This window comes from Streptomyces sp. NBC_00568, from assembly GCF_026341855.1.
Lineage (GTDB): Bacteria > Actinomycetota > Actinomycetes > Streptomycetales > Streptomycetaceae > Streptomyces.
Genome location: NZ_JAPENW010000001.1, coordinates 3,337,088 through 3,352,799 on the forward strand (window position 1 = coordinate 3,337,088; position 15,712 = coordinate 3,352,799).

A 15,712-nucleotide genomic window follows, 5' to 3' on the forward strand; every position below is an offset into this window, starting at 1 on the left:
CTGTGAACTTCACGCGCTGGAGCGCCCGGCTCCCCGGAACGCAGCGCCGCGCCGCAGCGCGGACCGAGCACACGGCCGCGCACACGGCCGCCCCGGACCGGCGCGGGGAAGGCTCCGTGCCGGCGGCCCGCGTCGAGCAGCTGACCGACGACATGCCGCCCGGGCTCGCCGTCGACGAACTGCCGGTGCGCGCGGTCCTCGACCGCGTCCCCGCGCTCGTCGCGCTCGTGCACGGCCCCGAGCACCGCCTCTCGTACGTCAACGACGCCTACACGGCGGCCTTCGGTACCCGCCCCGTCGGCGAGCCCGCGCGCGAGGCACTGCCGGAACTGGACGAACTCGGCCTGCTGCCGCTCCTCGACCAGGTCCTGCGCAGCGCCAAGCCCCGCACCGTCAAGTCCCGCAAGGTGTCGACCGGCCGCTCCTACACCTTCACCTGCACCCCCGTCGACACCTCTCCGGAGGACCACGGCCGCGGCGTACTCGTCTTCGCCACCGACGTCACCGATCACGCGGAGGCCGCCGAGCGGCTGCGCGCCAGCGAGCGCCGCCAGCGCGAGACCGCCGTCACCCTCCAGCGATCCCTGCTCCCGCAGGAGTTGGAGGAGCCCGACGACCTGCGCATCGCCGCCACCTACCTGCCCGGCGGCACGGAGGCGGCGGTCGGCGGCGACTGGTACGACGTCATCACCCTCGGCGGCGGCCGCACCGCGCTCGTCATCGGCGACGTCATGGGCCGCGGGGTCCGCGCGGCGGCCGTGATGGGCCAGCTGCGCACCGCCGTCCGCGCGTACGCCCGTCTCGACCTGCCGCCGCACGAGGTCCTGCAGCTCCTCGACGGCCTCGCCATCGAGATCGACGCCAACCAGATCGCCACGTGCGTGTACGCCGTCCACGACCCGAACGAGGGCCGGCTGGTGTATGCCTCAGCCGGCCACCTGCCCATCCTCGTCCGCGACGAGAACGGCACCATCCACCGTGCCGACGAGCCGACCGGGCCGCCGCTCGGCACCGGCGGCTGGCTGCACGCCTCCGGCTCGGTGCCCCTCGGCCCCGGCTCCACCGCGGTCCTCTACACGGACGGTCTGGTCGAGCGCCGCGACGAGGACCTCGACGAGGGCATCGCGTCCCTGGAGCGCGCCCTCGCCGGCGCCACGGGCACCCCCCAGGTGATCTGCGACCGCCTGGTCCGCGCGGCCGGCGTCACCGCCGACCACGACGACGACGTCGCGGTCCTGGTTCTCCAGCACCCTTCCCGTACGGGCCCCGACGGCGAGCTCTTCCGCAACGCCGCGCTGGAACTGCTCGGTGGCGTGGAAGCGGCCCCACGCGCGCGTGCCTTCGCCTCCGGCGTACTGGCCAGCTGGCGGTTCCCGGCCGATCTGCACGACCTCGGTGTCCTGGCCGCCAGTGAACTCGTCGCCAACTCGCTCCAGCACGGCACCCCGCCGATGCGGCTGCGGCTGCGCCGAACCGACCGCCGCCTGATCATCGAGGTCACCGACGGAGACGACCACCTCCCGCGCCGCCGCCGCGCCGAACCCGCCGACGAAGCGGGCCGCGGCATCGCGATCGTGGCCACGATCGCCTCCAGCTGGGGCTCCCGCCGCACCCCGGGCGGCGGCAAGGCGGTGTGGTGCGAGTTCGCACTCCCGCGCGCGGGGAGCTGAATCGGGGGGCCTGACGCGGGGACTGAATCCTGGACGGAACCCGGGGTGATCCCGGGGCCGAATCCGGGGGTGATCCCGGGACTGGACCGGGGGTGATCCCGGGACTGGACCGGGGGTGATCCCGGGACTGGACCGGGGGTGATCCCGGGACTGGATCCGGGGGTGATCCCGGGGCCGAATCCGGGGGTGATCCCGGGACTGGATCCGGGGGTGATCCCGGGGGCCGGCGGGAGTGAACCCGGGGCCGGATTCGGTAGTGACCTCGGGGCCGAATCCGGGACCGGATTCGGTGGTGACCCGGGGGCGAACCCGGAGGACTGACTTCGGGCGTGGCCCGGCCCCCGCTTCCTCCGGCCGCGTCCCGTGAGTCCTTCCTCCGGCCGCATCCCCGGCATCCCACTTCCGGACGCACTCCGCGCGTCCTCTGGCCGAGCGGGCCGCCCGGTGCTAAGAGCTCCCCATGGCAGACGAATCGGGCTTTCAGCTCAAAGGAAGTGCCCCCGAGCGCTACGAGCGGTACGCCGCGCCGTTCATGACGCCCTTCGTGGACGCGATCCTGGACGCGGTCGACCTGTTCCCCGGCGCCAAGGTGCTCGACCTGGCCTGCGGCACCGGCTTCGCGGCCCGCGCGGCGGCGGCCCGGGTCGGCCCAGCGGGCCGGGTCTCGGGAGCGGACGTCAACCCGGGCATGATCAGAGTGGCCGGAGAACACGCGCCCCGTATGTATCCGGACATCGAGTTCACCGTCGCCCCCGCGGACAAGCTCCCCTATGAGGACGCGGCCTTCGACGCGGTCGTCTGCCAGCAGGGCGTCCAGTTCTTCCCCGACCTGGACGCCGCCTTCGCCGAGACGGCCCGCGTGACCCGCCCCGGCGGCCGCTTCGCCGCTTCCGCCTGGGCCGCCCGGGAATCGATCCCGTACTTCGTCGCCCAGTACGAGGCCGTCGCCGAGTACGGCGGCCCCGAGGTCGCCGCGGACTACGAGGGAGCCTTCTCCGGCACCCCCGAGCGACTCTCCGCCGCGCTGCGAGGCGCCGGCTTCCACGACGTCGCCGTCCACCAGGTCGGCTTCGGCATCGCCTTCCCGCCCCTCGCCGCCTACGCTCCCGGCCAGCTCTCGTCCACATCCTGGGGACAGGCGATCGTCGACACCGCGGGCGAGGACGCCCTTCTTCGCGCGGGCCGGGCCATCCACAGCCGCCTCGCCGACCACACCGCCCCCGACGGCAGCGCGACCCTCCCCTTCACCGCCAACCTGCTGACCGGCGTCCGCTGAGACCCGCGACCGCCCGCACGAAACGGCCGCCACCACGTCGCAACGTGATGGCGGCCGTCGTCCGTTGGTCCGCGTCCTGCGCCAGGCCTTCAGCTTGGGCCCGGCTGTCAGGCGCTCGCCGGCACCTGTTCCGCCGGAGCCCCGCCCTGCGCGACCACCCGGCTCCTCGCGAGCGACGGCTGATTCTGTACGGGGGTGAGCTGCCGCCCGAGCCGCACGGCCAGGAAGGTGATCCCGAGCGAGAAGAGAAGGAACGTCGCGATGTACGGGCCGTGCAGTGACGCGCCCATCGGACCGCCCACCGCGGGGCCGATCGCCAGCGCGAGCTGCTTCACCAGGGCGAAGGCGGAGTTGTACTGACCCGCCATGCCCGTCGGCGCCAGATCGGCGACCAGGGGCGCCACCGTCGGCGAGAGCATCGCCTCACCGAGACCGAAGAGCGCGTACGTCGAGACGAAGGCCGCCGTGGCCATGGTCTGGCTGCCGTGCCCGAGGCCCGCGTACCCGGCCGCCACCCACGCGACGGCCCAGATGAGCCCGACCGCGGCGATCACCCGGGACCGCTTGCGGCGCTCGACGAACTTCAGCACCGCGAACTGCGCGACCACGATCATCGCCGTGTTCGCCGCCATCGCCGTACCGAGCGCGGACGTGGAGATACCGGCCGCCTCCACGCCGTACGCGGAAAGACCCGACTCGAACTGCCCGTAGCAGGCGAAGAACAGCACGAAGCCCAGCACGGACAGCTGCACCATGGCCCGGTTGCCGAGGAGCTGCTTCCAGCTGCCACCCCTGGCCTGCGGGGTGTCCCCGTCGATCCGCGGCGCGTGCGGCATCCGCACGGTCGCCATCAGCACGACCAGCACCAGGAACATCGCGGCCTCGATCGCGAACAGCAGCGTGAACGAGCTCGCCCGGTTCGGGTCGACGATGTGACCGCCGATGAGACCGCCGACACCGAGGCCCAGGTTCTGCAGGAAGAACTGCGTCGCGAAGGCGCGCGAGCGGGTGTCCGCCGTGGAGCAGTCCACGATCATCGTCGCGAGCGACGGCTGCATCACGGCCTGGCCGGCACCGAGCGCCGCCGCCGACAGGACCACGGTCGTCGCGCTGTTCGCCAGCCCGAGGCTCAGTGCCCCGAGCGCGGCGGTGACGAGGGCGGTGAGCAGAACCGGCAGCGGGCCCCGCCGGACGATCGCCCGCCCGGCGAACGGCAGCACGACGAGAGCGGCCACGGCGAAGACGGCGAGCACGACGCCCGCCGTCATGGAGCCGAGTCCCCGCACCTGCGCCACATAGACGTAGAGGAAGGGGACGGTAAAGCCGAGCCCGAACGCACTGAGTGCGTTGCCCACGTGGATCCGGCGCATCGCTGCGCCCATCGCCCTGGTCACTTTCACCTGCCTTGGTCGTGAAGCCGTGGCGGTCCGCCCGCGCCCGGCGCCGTGTTCGCGACACGTTCCCCGTGCATGGATGCAGACCTGAAGACTTCGAAGCTAAAGTTCGAACTTGAACTGTACACCTCGAAGGACTTCGACGCCAAGCTGCGTCATGCGATACTCGGGCCATGGGCGACACCCCCGGCGTCAGTGAGCCGACACTCGAAGAACAGATCGCCGCATACCAGCGCGAGTTCCAGGACCTCGATCCCCAGGTCGAGAAGATCGTCTCGGCGCTGTCCCGCCTGAACCGGCGGATGAACGTCGCCTACGGCCGCCAGACCGCCGCGCTCGGCATCAGCAACGCCGAGTGGGAGGTCCTGAAGGCGCTCGTCCTGGCCGGTGCCCCGTACCGCCTAGGCCCGAGCGAACTCGCCAAGCGCCTCGGCCTCACCCCGGCCGCCATGACCCACCGCATCGACCGCATGGTCGCGGAGGGGCTGGTCACCCGGGAGCGCGACGAGTCCAACCGTGTGCGCGTGATCGTCGAGCTGACGGACGAGGGCCGCGAGAAGTGGCTCGAGGCGATGCGTCTCGCCACGGTCTTCGAGGAGGACCTGCTCCAGGATCTGTCCGCCGAGGACCGGAGTGTCCTGGGCGAGGTCCTGACCCGTCTTCTGCGACGGGTGGAGGACGCCCAGCCGGACGCCGGCGGTCGGCTCAGCGACCTCGATTAAAGATCTTGACAGGGGAGGTTGACACTGCCCTGGCGGATCCGTAAGGTTCTTCGAGTTGCCACGGGGCCGTAACGGTTCTGCGACAGCACCTCCGCCGCTGATGCGGCACTCAAACCACCAGCACGATCTCCCAACCGGGGCGAATTCGGCGTGCCCGAATTCAATTCGATTTGGGCGCGGCGGCCCGATTAGGAACTGCCGAGAAGATCCGCTAAAGTTTGAGACGTCGGAACGGCCCAACAGCCGCGAAGACAAGCCCCGCTGACTGGGAGTCAGGCCCGAAAGGATCTGATAGAGTCGGACTCGCCGGAAAGGGAAACGCGGAAGCGGGAACCTGGAAAGCACCGAGGAAATCGGATACGGAAACGGTCTGATAGAGTCGGAAACGCAAGACCGAAGGGAAGCGCCCGGAGGAAAGCCCGAGAGGGTGAGTACAAAGGAAGCGTCCGTTCCTTGAGAACTCAACAGCGTGCCAAAAATCAACGCCAGATATGTTGATACCCCGTCTCCGGCCGATCGGTCGGGACGAGGTTCCTTTGAAAAAGTCCTGCCGGGCACTGCCTGGTAGGCGCATCAGCGAGGACGCTGTGAACGACCGGTCCTATTCCGACCGGTTGTTCCGCTCTCGTGATGTTCCACCGGATTACCGGTAAACATTCACGGAGAGTTTGATCCTGGCTCAGGACGAACGCTGGCGGCGTGCTTAACACATGCAAGTCGAACGATGAAGCCCTTCGGGGTGGATTAGTGGCGAACGGGTGAGTAACACGTGGGCAATCTGCCCTTCACTCTGGGACAAGCCCTGGAAACGGGGTCTAATACCGGATAATACTCCTGCCTGCATGGGCGGGGGTTAAAAGCTCCGGCGGTGAAGGATGAGCCCGCGGCCTATCAGCTTGTTGGTGAGGTAGTGGCTCACCAAGGCGACGACGGGTAGCCGGCCTGAGAGGGCGACCGGCCACACTGGGACTGAGACACGGCCCAGACTCCTACGGGAGGCAGCAGTGGGGAATATTGCACAATGGGCGAAAGCCTGATGCAGCGACGCCGCGTGAGGGATGACGGCCTTCGGGTTGTAAACCTCTTTCAGCAGGGAAGAAGCGAAAGTGACGGTACCTGCAGAAGAAGCGCCGGCTAACTACGTGCCAGCAGCCGCGGTAATACGTAGGGCGCAAGCGTTGTCCGGAATTATTGGGCGTAAAGAGCTCGTAGGCGGCTTGTCACGTCGGTTGTGAAAGCCCGGGGCTTAACCCCGGGTCTGCAGTCGATACGGGCAGGCTAGAGTGTGGTAGGGGAGATCGGAATTCCTGGTGTAGCGGTGAAATGCGCAGATATCAGGAGGAACACCGGTGGCGAAGGCGGATCTCTGGGCCATTACTGACGCTGAGGAGCGAAAGCGTGGGGAGCGAACAGGATTAGATACCCTGGTAGTCCACGCCGTAAACGGTGGGAACTAGGTGTTGGCGACATTCCACGTCGTCGGTGCCGCAGCTAACGCATTAAGTTCCCCGCCTGGGGAGTACGGCCGCAAGGCTAAAACTCAAAGGAATTGACGGGGGCCCGCACAAGCAGCGGAGCATGTGGCTTAATTCGACGCAACGCGAAGAACCTTACCAAGGCTTGACATACACCGGAAAGCATTAGAGATAGTGCCCCCCTTGTGGTCGGTGTACAGGTGGTGCATGGCTGTCGTCAGCTCGTGTCGTGAGATGTTGGGTTAAGTCCCGCAACGAGCGCAACCCTTGTTCTGTGTTGCCAGCATGCCCTTCGGGGTGATGGGGACTCACAGGAGACTGCCGGGGTCAACTCGGAGGAAGGTGGGGACGACGTCAAGTCATCATGCCCCTTATGTCTTGGGCTGCACACGTGCTACAATGGCAGGTACAAAGAGCTGCGAAGCCGTGAGGCGGAGCGAATCTCAAAAAGCCTGTCTCAGTTCGGATTGGGGTCTGCAACTCGACCCCATGAAGTCGGAGTTGCTAGTAATCGCAGATCAGCATTGCTGCGGTGAATACGTTCCCGGGCCTTGTACACACCGCCCGTCACGTCACGAAAGTCGGTAACACCCGAAGCCGGTGGCCCAACCCCTTGTGGGAGGGAGCTGTCGAAGGTGGGACTGGCGATTGGGACGAAGTCGTAACAAGGTAGCCGTACCGGAAGGTGCGGCTGGATCACCTCCTTTCTAAGGAGCATCTAGGCCGCCAGGCATTGCCTGGTGGTCCAGGGCCATTACGTCGGCACACGTTCGACGGTGGTTGCTCATGGGTGGAACGTTGATTATTCGGCACTCTTGACTGTCTTCTCCTTCCAGTACTGCTCTTCGGGGCGTGGAAAGAATGAGGGAAGCGGTAAGGGTGTCGGGCACGCTGTTGGGTGTCTGAAGGTACGGCCGAGAGGCTGCCTTCAGTGCCGGCCCCAGTGAACTTGCCTCAGGGCAGGGTGATGGGTGGTTGGTCGTTGTTTGAGAACTGCACAGTGGACGCGAGCATCTGTGGCCAAGTTTTTAAGGGCGCACGGTGGATGCCTTGGCACCAGGAACCGATGAAGGACGTGGGAGGCCACGATAGTCCCCGGGGAGCCGTCAACCAGGCTTTGATCCGGGGGTTTCCGAATGGGGAAACCCGGCAGTCGTCATGGGCTGTCACCCTTGCCTGAACACATAGGGCAAGTGGAGGGAACGCGGGGAAGTGAAACATCTCAGTACCCGCAGGAAGAGAAAACAACCGTGATTCCGGGAGTAGTGGCGAGCGAAACCGGATGAGGCCAAACCTTGTATGTGTGAGACCCGGCAGGGGTTGCATGCAAGGGGTTGTGGGATCTCTCTTTCACAGTCTGCCGGCTGTGAGGCGAGTCAGAAACCGTTGATGTAGGCGAAGGACATGCGAAAGGTCCGGCGTAGAGGGTAAGACCCCCGTAGTCGAAACATCAACGGCTCGTTTGAGAGACACCCAAGTAGCACGGGGCCCGAGAAATCCCGTGTGAATCTGGCGGGACCACCCGCTAAGCCTAAATATTCCCTGGTGACCGATAGCGGATAGTACCGTGAGGGAATGGTGAAAAGTACCGCGGGAGCGGAGTGAAATAGTACCTGAAACCGTGTGCCTACAAGCCGTGGGAGCGTCGCGCATTGAGTTTACTCAGTGCGTCGTGACTGCGTGCCTTTTGAAGAATGAGCCTGCGAGTTTGCGGTGCGTTGCGAGGTTAACCCGTGTGGGGAAGCCGTAGCGAAAGCGAGTCCGAATAGGGCGATTCAGTAGCGCGCTCAAGACCCGAAGCGGAGTGATCTAGCCATGGGCAGGTTGAAGCGGCTGTAAGAGGTCGTGGAGGACCGAACCCACCAGGGTTGAAAACCTGGGGGATGACCTGTGGTTAGGGGTGAAAGGCCAATCAAACTCCGTGATAGCTGGTTCTCCCCGAAATGCATTTAGGTGCAGCGTCGTGTGTTTCTTGCCGGAGGTAGAGCACTGGATAGGCGATGGGCCCTACCGGGTTACTGACCTTAGCCAAACTCCGAATGCCGGTAAGTGAGAGCGCGGCAGTGAGACTGTGGGGGATAAGCTCCATGGTCGAGAGGGAAACAGCCCAGAGCATCGACTAAGGCCCCTAAGCGTACGCTAAGTGGGAAAGGATGTGGAGTCGCACAGACAACCAGGAGGTTGGCTTAGAAGCAGCCACCCTTGAAAGAGTGCGTAATAGCTCACTGGTCTAGTGATTCCGCGCCGACAATGTAGCGGGGCTCAAGCGTACCGCCGAAGTCGTGTCATTGCAGCAATAGGGCCAACGCCCGCTGTGATGGGTAGGGGAGCGTCGTGTGCCGGGTGAAGCCGCGCCGGAAGGCAGTGGTGGACGGTTCACGAGTGAGAATGCAGGCATGAGTAGCGATACACACGTGAGAAACGTGTGCGCCGATTGACTAAGGGTTCCTGGGTCAAGCTGATCTGCCCAGGGTAAGTCGGGACCTAAGGCGAGGCCGACAGGCGTAGTCGATGGATAACCGGTTGATATTCCGGTACCCGCTGTGAAGCGTCAAACATTGAACCAGGCGATGCTAAGTCCGTGAAGCCGCCCCGGAGCCTTCGGGCAAAGGGGAGTGGTGGAGCCGACGGACCAGACCTGCAGTAGGTGAGTGATGGGGTGACGCAGGAAGGTAGTCCATCCCGGGCGGTGGTTGTCCCGGGGTAAGGGTGTAGGCCGTGTGATAGGCAAATCCGTCACACATCAAGGCTGAGACCTGATGCCGAGCCGATTGTGGTGAAGTGGATGATCCTATGCTGTCGAGAAAAGCCTCTAGCGAGTTTCATGGCGGCCCGTACCCTAAACCGACTCAGGTGGTCAGGTAGAGAATACCGAGGCGTTCGGGTGAACTATGGTTAAGGAACTCGGCAAAATGCCCCCGTAACTTCGGGAGAAGGGGGGCCATCACTGGTGATCCGATTTACTCGGTGAGCTGGGGGTGGCCGCAGAGACCAGCGAGAAGCGACTGTTTACTAAAAACACAGGTCCGTGCGAAGCCGTAAGGCGATGTATACGGACTGACGCCTGCCCGGTGCTGGAACGTTAAGGGGACCGGTTAGTCACTCTTCGGGGTGGCGAAGCTGAGAACTTAAGCGCCAGTAAACGGCGGTGGTAACTATAACCATCCTAAGGTAGCGAAATTCCTTGTCGGGTAAGTTCCGACCTGCACGAATGGCGTAACGACTTCTCGACTGTCTCAACCATAGGCCCGGTGAAATTGCACTACGAGTAAAGATGCTCGTTTCGCGCAGCAGGACGGAAAGACCCCGGGACCTTTACTACAGTTTGATATTGGTGTTCGGTTCGGCTTGTGTAGGATAGGTGGGAGACTTTGAAGTCATGGCGCCAGCCATGGTGGAGTCGCCGTTGAAATACCACTCTGGTCGTGCTGGATGTCTAACCTGGGTCCGTGATCCGGATCAGGGACAGTGTCTGATGGGTAGTTTAACTGGGGCGGTTGCCTCCTAAAGAGTAACGGAGGCGCCCAAAGGTTCCCTCAGCCTGGTTGGTAATCAGGTGTTGAGTGTAAGTGCACAAGGGAGCTTGACTGTGAGACCGACGGGTCGAGCAGGGACGAAAGTCGGGACTAGTGATCCGGCGGTGGCTTGTGGAAGCGCCGTCGCTCAACGGATAAAAGGTACCCCGGGGATAACAGGCTGATCTTCCCCAAGAGTCCATATCGACGGGATGGTTTGGCACCTCGATGTCGGCTCGTCGCATCCTGGGGCTGGAGTCGGTCCCAAGGGTTGGGCTGTTCGCCCATTAAAGCGGTACGCGAGCTGGGTTTAGAACGTCGTGAGACAGTTCGGTCCCTATCCGCTGTGCGCGTAGGAATATTGAGAAGGGCTGTCCCTAGTACGAGAGGACCGGGACGGACGAACCTCTGGTGTGCCAGTTGTCCTGCCAAGGGCATGGCTGGTTGGCTACGTTCGGGAGGGATAACCGCTGAAAGCATCTAAGCGGGAAGCCTGCTTCGAGATGAGTATTCCCACCCCCTTGAGGGGTTAAGGCTCCCAGTAGACGACTGGGTTGATAGGCCAGATCTGGAAGGCGGGCAACCGCTGGAGGTGACTGGTACTAATAGGCCGAGGGCTTGTCCTCAGTTGCTCGCGTCCACTGTGTTGGTTCTGAAACCACGAACAACCGTCGTAGCTATGCCACGGCTCCGGTTGACAGTTTCATAGTGTTTCGGTGGTCATAGCGTGAGGGAAACGCCCGGTTACATTCCGAACCCGGAAGCTAAGCCTCACAGCGCCGATGGTACTGCAGGGGGGACCCTGTGGGAGAGTAGGACGCCGCCGAACAAATTTTGAAGAAAACCCCCGTACCGGGAAACCGGTGGCGGGGGTTTTCTGCGTTTAGGGTCCCTTTTCCGGAACCCCAAAGGCCGAGGCGTGGGGATATGACGGACCCCAAAGGGCCGAGGTGTGGGGATATGGCGGACCTCAAGGGGCCGGGGTCGAGGTATGACGGACTCCGAGGGCCCGGGGCGCAGAGATACGACGGACCTCAAGCGGACCGTTCGTAGGGATATGAGAAAGGGGGCGGTCTCCTCGTGGAGACCGCCCCCTTTCTCGTGGTGCGGTTACTTCAGGCGGGACGACGCGACGATCGAGACGATGTGGGCAGGTACGAGCAGCCACACGATCGCCGTCACCGCGACGGTCACGATCCGGGTGGCGGTCAGGTCGCCGAGGGCCAGGTCGATGACCGCGGTGACGAGCAGCAGGATGGTGCACTCGATGCCGTTGACCAGGCGGTGGAGGCCGACGGCCGAGGCGAGCCGGCGGATCTGGGCGAGTCCGCTGGAGCGCGGGACGACGGACGCGTCGGTCGCCTTCTGCATGCCGCTGTCGGAGCGGGCCACGTGGACGAGGTCGGAGGACGACTTCAGGAGCAGGACGCCGATGGCCGCGGCCAGGCCGGCCACCAGATAGAGGTCGAGGCCGAGTTGGGCGGCGCGGATGCCCATGCCGACCATCACGGCCGCGTCGGCGAGGTAGGCGCCGAGGCGGTCCAGGTAGACGCCGAGCGGGCTGAACTGGCGGCGCCAGCGGGCCACTTCGCCGTCGACGCAGTCGAGCAGCAGGTACAGCTGCATGAAGAGGACGGAGAGTACGGCACCGCCGAGGCCCGGCAGGATCAGGGCGACTCCGGAGAGCACTCCCGCGAAGACCATGATCACGGTGATCTGGTTCGGCGAGATGCGGGTGTCGACGAGGTGGCGGGTCACGCGGAGGGAGAGGGACCTCATGTAGAGGCGGCCGGCCCAGTGTTCGGCCCTGCTGTCCAGCTTGCCCGTGGGGTGAATGACGGTGCGGAGTTCCTCTAGTTGAACCTTGGGCATGCGGCGTTTCTCCCTGGCGAGCTGGCATGTGACCGGGTCGGTCGGTTGGCGATGTCGTACAGGGAAGAGCATGACGGGGGTCCGGACGGCGGTGTTCGGCAGGGTGGATATCAGGTGAGCCCGGTCGTACGCGCGTACTACGGTGATCCCCATGACCCAGGTGATCCGTTCCATACGTCCCGACGAGTGGCGTCAGGTGAAGGAGCTCAGACTCGACGCCCTGCGGGACCCCGTCGCGCATCTCGCGTTCCTCGAAACGCATGAGGAGGCGGCGGCCAAGTCCGATGCCTTCTGGCAGGACCGGACGGCCGGAGCGGCCGTCGGTGTCACCGAGCGGCAGCAGATCGTGGCCGTGGCCGAGGACGGGGTGTGGGCCGGGTCCGTGACCGTGCTGGTCGAGAAGGCCGGGGAGCGCGATCCGTTCGGGAAGGTGGCCGAGCTGAACCAGGGCCATCTGGTGGGGGTGTTCGTGCGGCCCGAGTACCGGGGGAGCGAGGCCGGGGTGACCCGGGCGCTCTTCGACGCCGCTCTCGCGTGGTCCTGGGGGATCGGGCTCGACCGTGTGCGGCTCTTCGTGCACGAGAGGAACGGCCGCGCCGAGGCGTTCTACCGGAAGGCGGGTTTCGTACCCACCGGAGAGACCGCCCCGATGCCCGGGGACACCGGGGAGTTGGAGCTGGAGTTCGTGATCACTCGGGGGTAGGGCGGCCCGCGGAGAGCGGCTTCCTCGGTCGGTCCGGGTGCGGGCGGCGTCGGGCCCGGTGTCAGACCGGAAGCTCGTACTGCGGCCAGCGCGACCGGAGTTGCTCGCGGGAGCGGAGGAGCGCCAGGGTCGGCAGGCCGCGGGCCGGTCCCGTGGTCAGGAGGTCCGGGAGCTGGGGGAGCGGAGCGACCGCCGCGACGTCGTCCAGGACGAGCGTGAGTGGTGGGTCGAGGCGACCGGAGGATGACCGTTCGGCCATGCGCCGGCCACGCTCGACCACGCTTGAGGCGAGAGCCGTGAGGAGCGGCATGGCGCCGGGGTTCGCCTTGGGGTCCTCGATGGGTTCGCCGACCACATAAAGCGTGCCCCCTTCGTTGACGAAGGAATCCAAGGCGAGGCTGTCAGTTCGGTTCGGAGCGCAGGACTCGCGGATGTTGACCGTGCCGAACGACGAAAGCGCACGCGCCGTCAGCTCCTGGGCGATGTCCCGGCGTTCGGGGTGCGAGATGAGGGCGGCCTCCAGCTCGCCGGCGGCGCCGGACGCGGCCTTGGGATTCGTCCGCAGGGCCCGTACGGCGTCCTGCACCTGGGAGCCCTGGGCCCAGCGGTGGACATGGCGGAAGGTCTTGCCCTCCACGGCGGCGGCGTGCAGATAGCTGCGCATGAGCGTTTCCGCCACATCGACCATCGCCTGGTCCGCCTTGGCGGTGGGGCGTACCGGGGCGAGGAGCGCGGCAGCCCTGGCAGCCGCCGTCTCCTTGTCCTCGCAGCCCCCCGCGGGGGACCAGTGGAGCCGGGCCGGGGTGTCGCAGAGGTGGGCCGGGTCGTAGAGGAGGACGGGACCCAGTTTGGTGCGGGCGTCCTTGGTCTCCGACCAGGTGCGGGGGTCGGAGGTGATGACGAGGACGGGGCCCTCGGCGTCGCGTACGGCCTGGGCCGCGGTGGGGTGGCGGGTCTCGGCGGGGGCGAGGACGACGGCGCGGGCGGACGTCCACGTGGGCTTCGGCTGGGCTGCCGCCGTGGGTTGGGCCGCCGCTGCGGGGCCGGGGTCCGGTGCTTCGGTGGGGGCGGCCTCCCAGCCGCCCTGACGTTCGCCCGTACGTTCGCCGGTACGTTCGTGTGCCCGCTCGCCCGCTCGCTCGCCCTCCGCCGCCGTGTAAGCGGCTTCCAGGGGCTGCGCCGGCATCGGCTGCCTCGCGGTGGGCCGTTGTTCCGTCCTGGCCGGCGGGACCAGCGGGCCGGGGGCGTCCGCGGCCGCGGCGGCCTGTGCCCGTCTTCGGGTCCGTCCCGCCCGCCAGCGTGCCACCGTCCCCATCACGAACACCGTGAGGACCAGCAGCACCATCAGCTGGCCGATGAACAGGCCCCAGAAGAGGCCGTAGCCGGACAGCTGCGCGGCGGGGGTGTCGGGCCAGGCGCCGGGGATGTCGTGCGGCGCGCCGATCAGGTGCCGCATGGCCAGTGGCGTACGGGCGAAGGTGATCGCGTCCGGCCAGGCGCCGCGGGAGAACCAGCCCGCGAGGCCCGTCGCCGTCCACACCATCAGCGTCATGCCGAGGAGGAAGCCCAGCACCCCGATCAGCAGGCCGTCGGGGATGCCGCCCGCTGCCTCGCGCCGGGGGTCGTGCCGGTCGTCCTGTCTCATCTCAGGCCACCGTGGACTCGGAGGAGCCGTCGAGATCGCTGAGGTGCTGCTCCATGAAGGCCGCCGCCCGTTCCTCGGCCTCCAGTTCGGCGGCGCGCATCGCGTCGTCGGAGAGGAGGAAGTCGGCGGACGACTCCGTCATCGCCCGGTCGGTGAAGACCAGCGGGCGTTCGGACTCGGTGATGAGGTGCTTGACCACCTGGACGTTGCCGTTGACGTCCCAGACCGCGATGCCGGGGGTCAGCGTCGGGATGATCTCGACCGCCCAGCGGGGCAGGCCGAGGACCCGGCCCGTCGATCGTGCCTCGTCCGCCTTCTGGGCGTAGATGGTTCTCGTCGACGCCATCTTCAGGATCGCGGCGGCCTCCTTGGCCGCCGCTCCGTCGACGACGTCCGACAGGTGGTGGACCACCGCCACGAAGGACAGGCCGAGGCGCCGCCCGAACTTCAGCAGACGCTGGAACAGCTGGGCCACGAAGGGGCTGTTGATGATGTGCCACGCCTCTTCCACCAGGAAGATGCGCTTCTTGCGGTCGGGCCGGATCCAGGTGTGCTCCAGCCACACACCCACGATCGCCATCAGGATCGGCATGGCGATGGAGTTCCGGTCGATGTGCGACAGGTCGAAGACGATGAGGGGGGCGTCCAGGTCGATGCCCACCGTCGTCGGGCCGTCGAACATGCCCCGCAGGTCACCGTCGACCAGCCGGTCCAGGACCAGTGCGACGTCCAGGCCCCACGCCCGTACGTCGTCTATGGCTACGTTCATCGCCTCGGCCGACTCCGGTTCGGGGTGGCGCAGTTGTTCCACGATGTCGGTGAGCACCGGCTGGCGCTCGACGATCGTCTCGTTGACGTAGGCGTGCGCGACCTTCAGGGCGAAGCCGGACCGCTCGTCGAGGCCGTGCCCCATCGCGACCTCGACGATGGTGCGCAGCAGGGCGAGCTGGCCCGTCGTCGTGATCGCGGGGTCGAGCGGGTTGAGCCGGATTCCCATGTCCAGGGCGGCCGTCGGGTCGAGCCGGATGGGAGTTATCCCCAGCTCCTGCGCGATGAGGTTCCATTCGCCGACACCGTCCTCGCCCTGGGCGTCGAGGACGACGACCTGGCGGTCGCGGAAGCGCAGCTGCCGCAGGACGTACGTCTTCTCCAGGGCGGACTTGCCGTTGCCGGACTCGCCGAGGACCAGCCAGTGCGGGGCCGGGAGCTGCTGCCCGTACAGCTGGAAGGGGTCGTAGATGTAGCCCTTGCCGGAGTACACCTCGCGGCCGATGATGACGCCCGAGTCGCCGAGGCCCGGCGCGGCGGTGGGCAGGTAGACCGCCTGCGCCTGGCCCGTGGAAGTGCGGACGGGCAGGCGGGTCGTCTCGACCTTGCCGAAGAGGAAGGACGTGAAGGCGTCCGTCGCGGCGGACAGCGGATCCCGCATCAGTGCATCAG

At 66.4% G+C, this 15,712-nt stretch carries 8 protein-coding genes and 3 rRNA genes; 7 read left to right on the forward strand and 4 right to left on the reverse strand.

Translation table 11 applies throughout. The features are described from left to right. The first annotated feature begins 2 nt into the window (after positions 1 to 2). Positions 3 to 1,670 (forward strand): SpoIIE family protein phosphatase, encoded by a 1,668-nt coding sequence (locus OOK38_RS14540; protein ID WP_266760274.1) that lies wholly within the window; start codon positions 3 to 5, stop codon positions 1,668 to 1,670. Positions 1,671 to 2,130: 460 nt separating this feature from the next. Next, positions 2,131 to 2,946: a class I SAM-dependent methyltransferase gene (locus OOK38_RS14545; RefSeq protein ID WP_266760273.1), complete on the forward strand. Its 816-nt coding sequence runs from the start codon at positions 2,131 to 2,133 to the stop codon at positions 2,944 to 2,946. Positions 2,947 to 3,053: 107 nt separating this feature from the next. Here OOK38_RS14545 and OOK38_RS14550 read toward each other — a convergent pair whose 3' ends face one another. Next, on the reverse strand, positions 3,054 to 4,328 hold the full coding sequence (locus OOK38_RS14550; protein ID WP_266760271.1) for an MFS transporter: 1,275 nt from the start codon (positions 4,326 to 4,328) through the stop codon (positions 3,054 to 3,056). Between the two features lie 185 nt (positions 4,329 to 4,513). Here OOK38_RS14550 and OOK38_RS14555 point away from each other — a divergent pair, with 185 nt between their 5' ends. The 4 genes from OOK38_RS14555 to rrf all read left to right on the forward strand — a co-directional run bounded on the left by OOK38_RS14555 (position 4,514) and on the right by rrf (position 10,881). Continuing rightward, positions 4,514 to 5,062 (forward strand): MarR family winged helix-turn-helix transcriptional regulator, encoded by a 549-nt coding sequence (locus tag OOK38_RS14555; RefSeq protein ID WP_266760269.1) that lies wholly within the window; start codon positions 4,514 to 4,516, stop codon positions 5,060 to 5,062. Between the two features lie 656 nt (positions 5,063 to 5,718). Continuing rightward, positions 5,719 to 7,244, forward strand: a 16S ribosomal RNA gene (locus OOK38_RS14560). 311 nt (positions 7,245 to 7,555) lie between these two features. Further along, positions 7,556 to 10,678: ribosomal RNA gene (locus OOK38_RS14565) — 23S ribosomal RNA — on the forward strand. Between the two features lie 86 nt (positions 10,679 to 10,764). Then, a 5S ribosomal RNA gene (rrf, locus tag OOK38_RS14570) occupies positions 10,765 to 10,881 on the forward strand. The 16S, 23S and 5S rRNA genes sit together here, the layout of an rRNA operon. A gap of 281 nt (positions 10,882 to 11,162) precedes the next feature. On the opposite strand, the gene OOK38_RS14575 is transcribed toward rrf, so the two are convergent. Next, a complete protein-coding gene (locus tag OOK38_RS14575) occupies positions 11,163 to 11,924 on the reverse strand; it encodes a CDP-alcohol phosphatidyltransferase family protein (protein ID WP_266760267.1) in 762 nt (253 codons plus the stop codon). A 151-nt stretch (positions 11,925 to 12,075) separates the two neighbouring features. Between OOK38_RS14575 and OOK38_RS14580 the strand changes: the two genes are divergently transcribed. Further along, complete coding sequence (locus OOK38_RS14580; RefSeq protein ID WP_266760265.1) at positions 12,076 to 12,627, forward strand: GNAT family N-acetyltransferase; 552 nt, start codon at positions 12,076 to 12,078, stop codon at positions 12,625 to 12,627. Positions 12,628 to 12,688: 61 nt separating this feature from the next. Here the strand turns inward: OOK38_RS14580 and OOK38_RS14585 are convergent, their stop codons facing one another. Both OOK38_RS14585 and OOK38_RS14590 read right to left on the reverse strand, forming a co-directional pair. Continuing rightward, positions 12,689 to 14,272 (reverse strand): type IV secretory system conjugative DNA transfer family protein, encoded by a 1,584-nt coding sequence (locus tag OOK38_RS14585; RefSeq protein WP_266760264.1) that lies wholly within the window; start codon positions 14,270 to 14,272, stop codon positions 12,689 to 12,691. 1 nt (position 14,273) lies between these two features. Next, positions 14,274 to 15,701, reverse strand: a complete 1,428-nt coding sequence (locus OOK38_RS14590) for an ATP-binding protein (RefSeq protein WP_266760263.1) — start codon at positions 15,699 to 15,701, stop codon at positions 14,274 to 14,276. Between the last annotated feature and the right edge of the window lie 11 nt (positions 15,702 to 15,712).

Bases quoted from the DNA above. Each gene is read 5' to 3' on its own strand.
- OOK38_RS14545 (WP_266760273.1), top strand. From the start codon at position 2,131: ATGGCAGACGAATCGGGCTTTCAGCTCAAAGGAAGTGCCCCCGAGCGC.
- OOK38_RS14550 (WP_266760271.1), bottom strand. From the start codon at position 4,328: ATGGGCGCAGCGATGCGCCGGATCCACGTGGGCAACGCACTCAGTGCG.
- OOK38_RS14555 (WP_266760269.1), top strand. From the start codon at position 4,514: ATGGGCGACACCCCCGGCGTCAGTGAGCCGACACTCGAAGAACAGATC.
- OOK38_RS14575 (WP_266760267.1), bottom strand. From the start codon at position 11,924: ATGCCCAAGGTTCAACTAGAGGAACTCCGCACCGTCATTCACCCCACG.
- OOK38_RS14580 (WP_266760265.1), top strand. From the start codon at position 12,076: ATGACCCAGGTGATCCGTTCCATACGTCCCGACGAGTGGCGTCAGGTG.
- OOK38_RS14585 (WP_266760264.1), bottom strand. From the start codon at position 14,272: ATGAGACAGGACGACCGGCACGACCCCCGGCGCGAGGCAGCGGGCGGC.
- OOK38_RS14590 (WP_266760263.1), bottom strand. From the start codon at position 15,701: ATGCGGGATCCGCTGTCCGCCGCGACGGACGCCTTCACGTCCTTCCTC.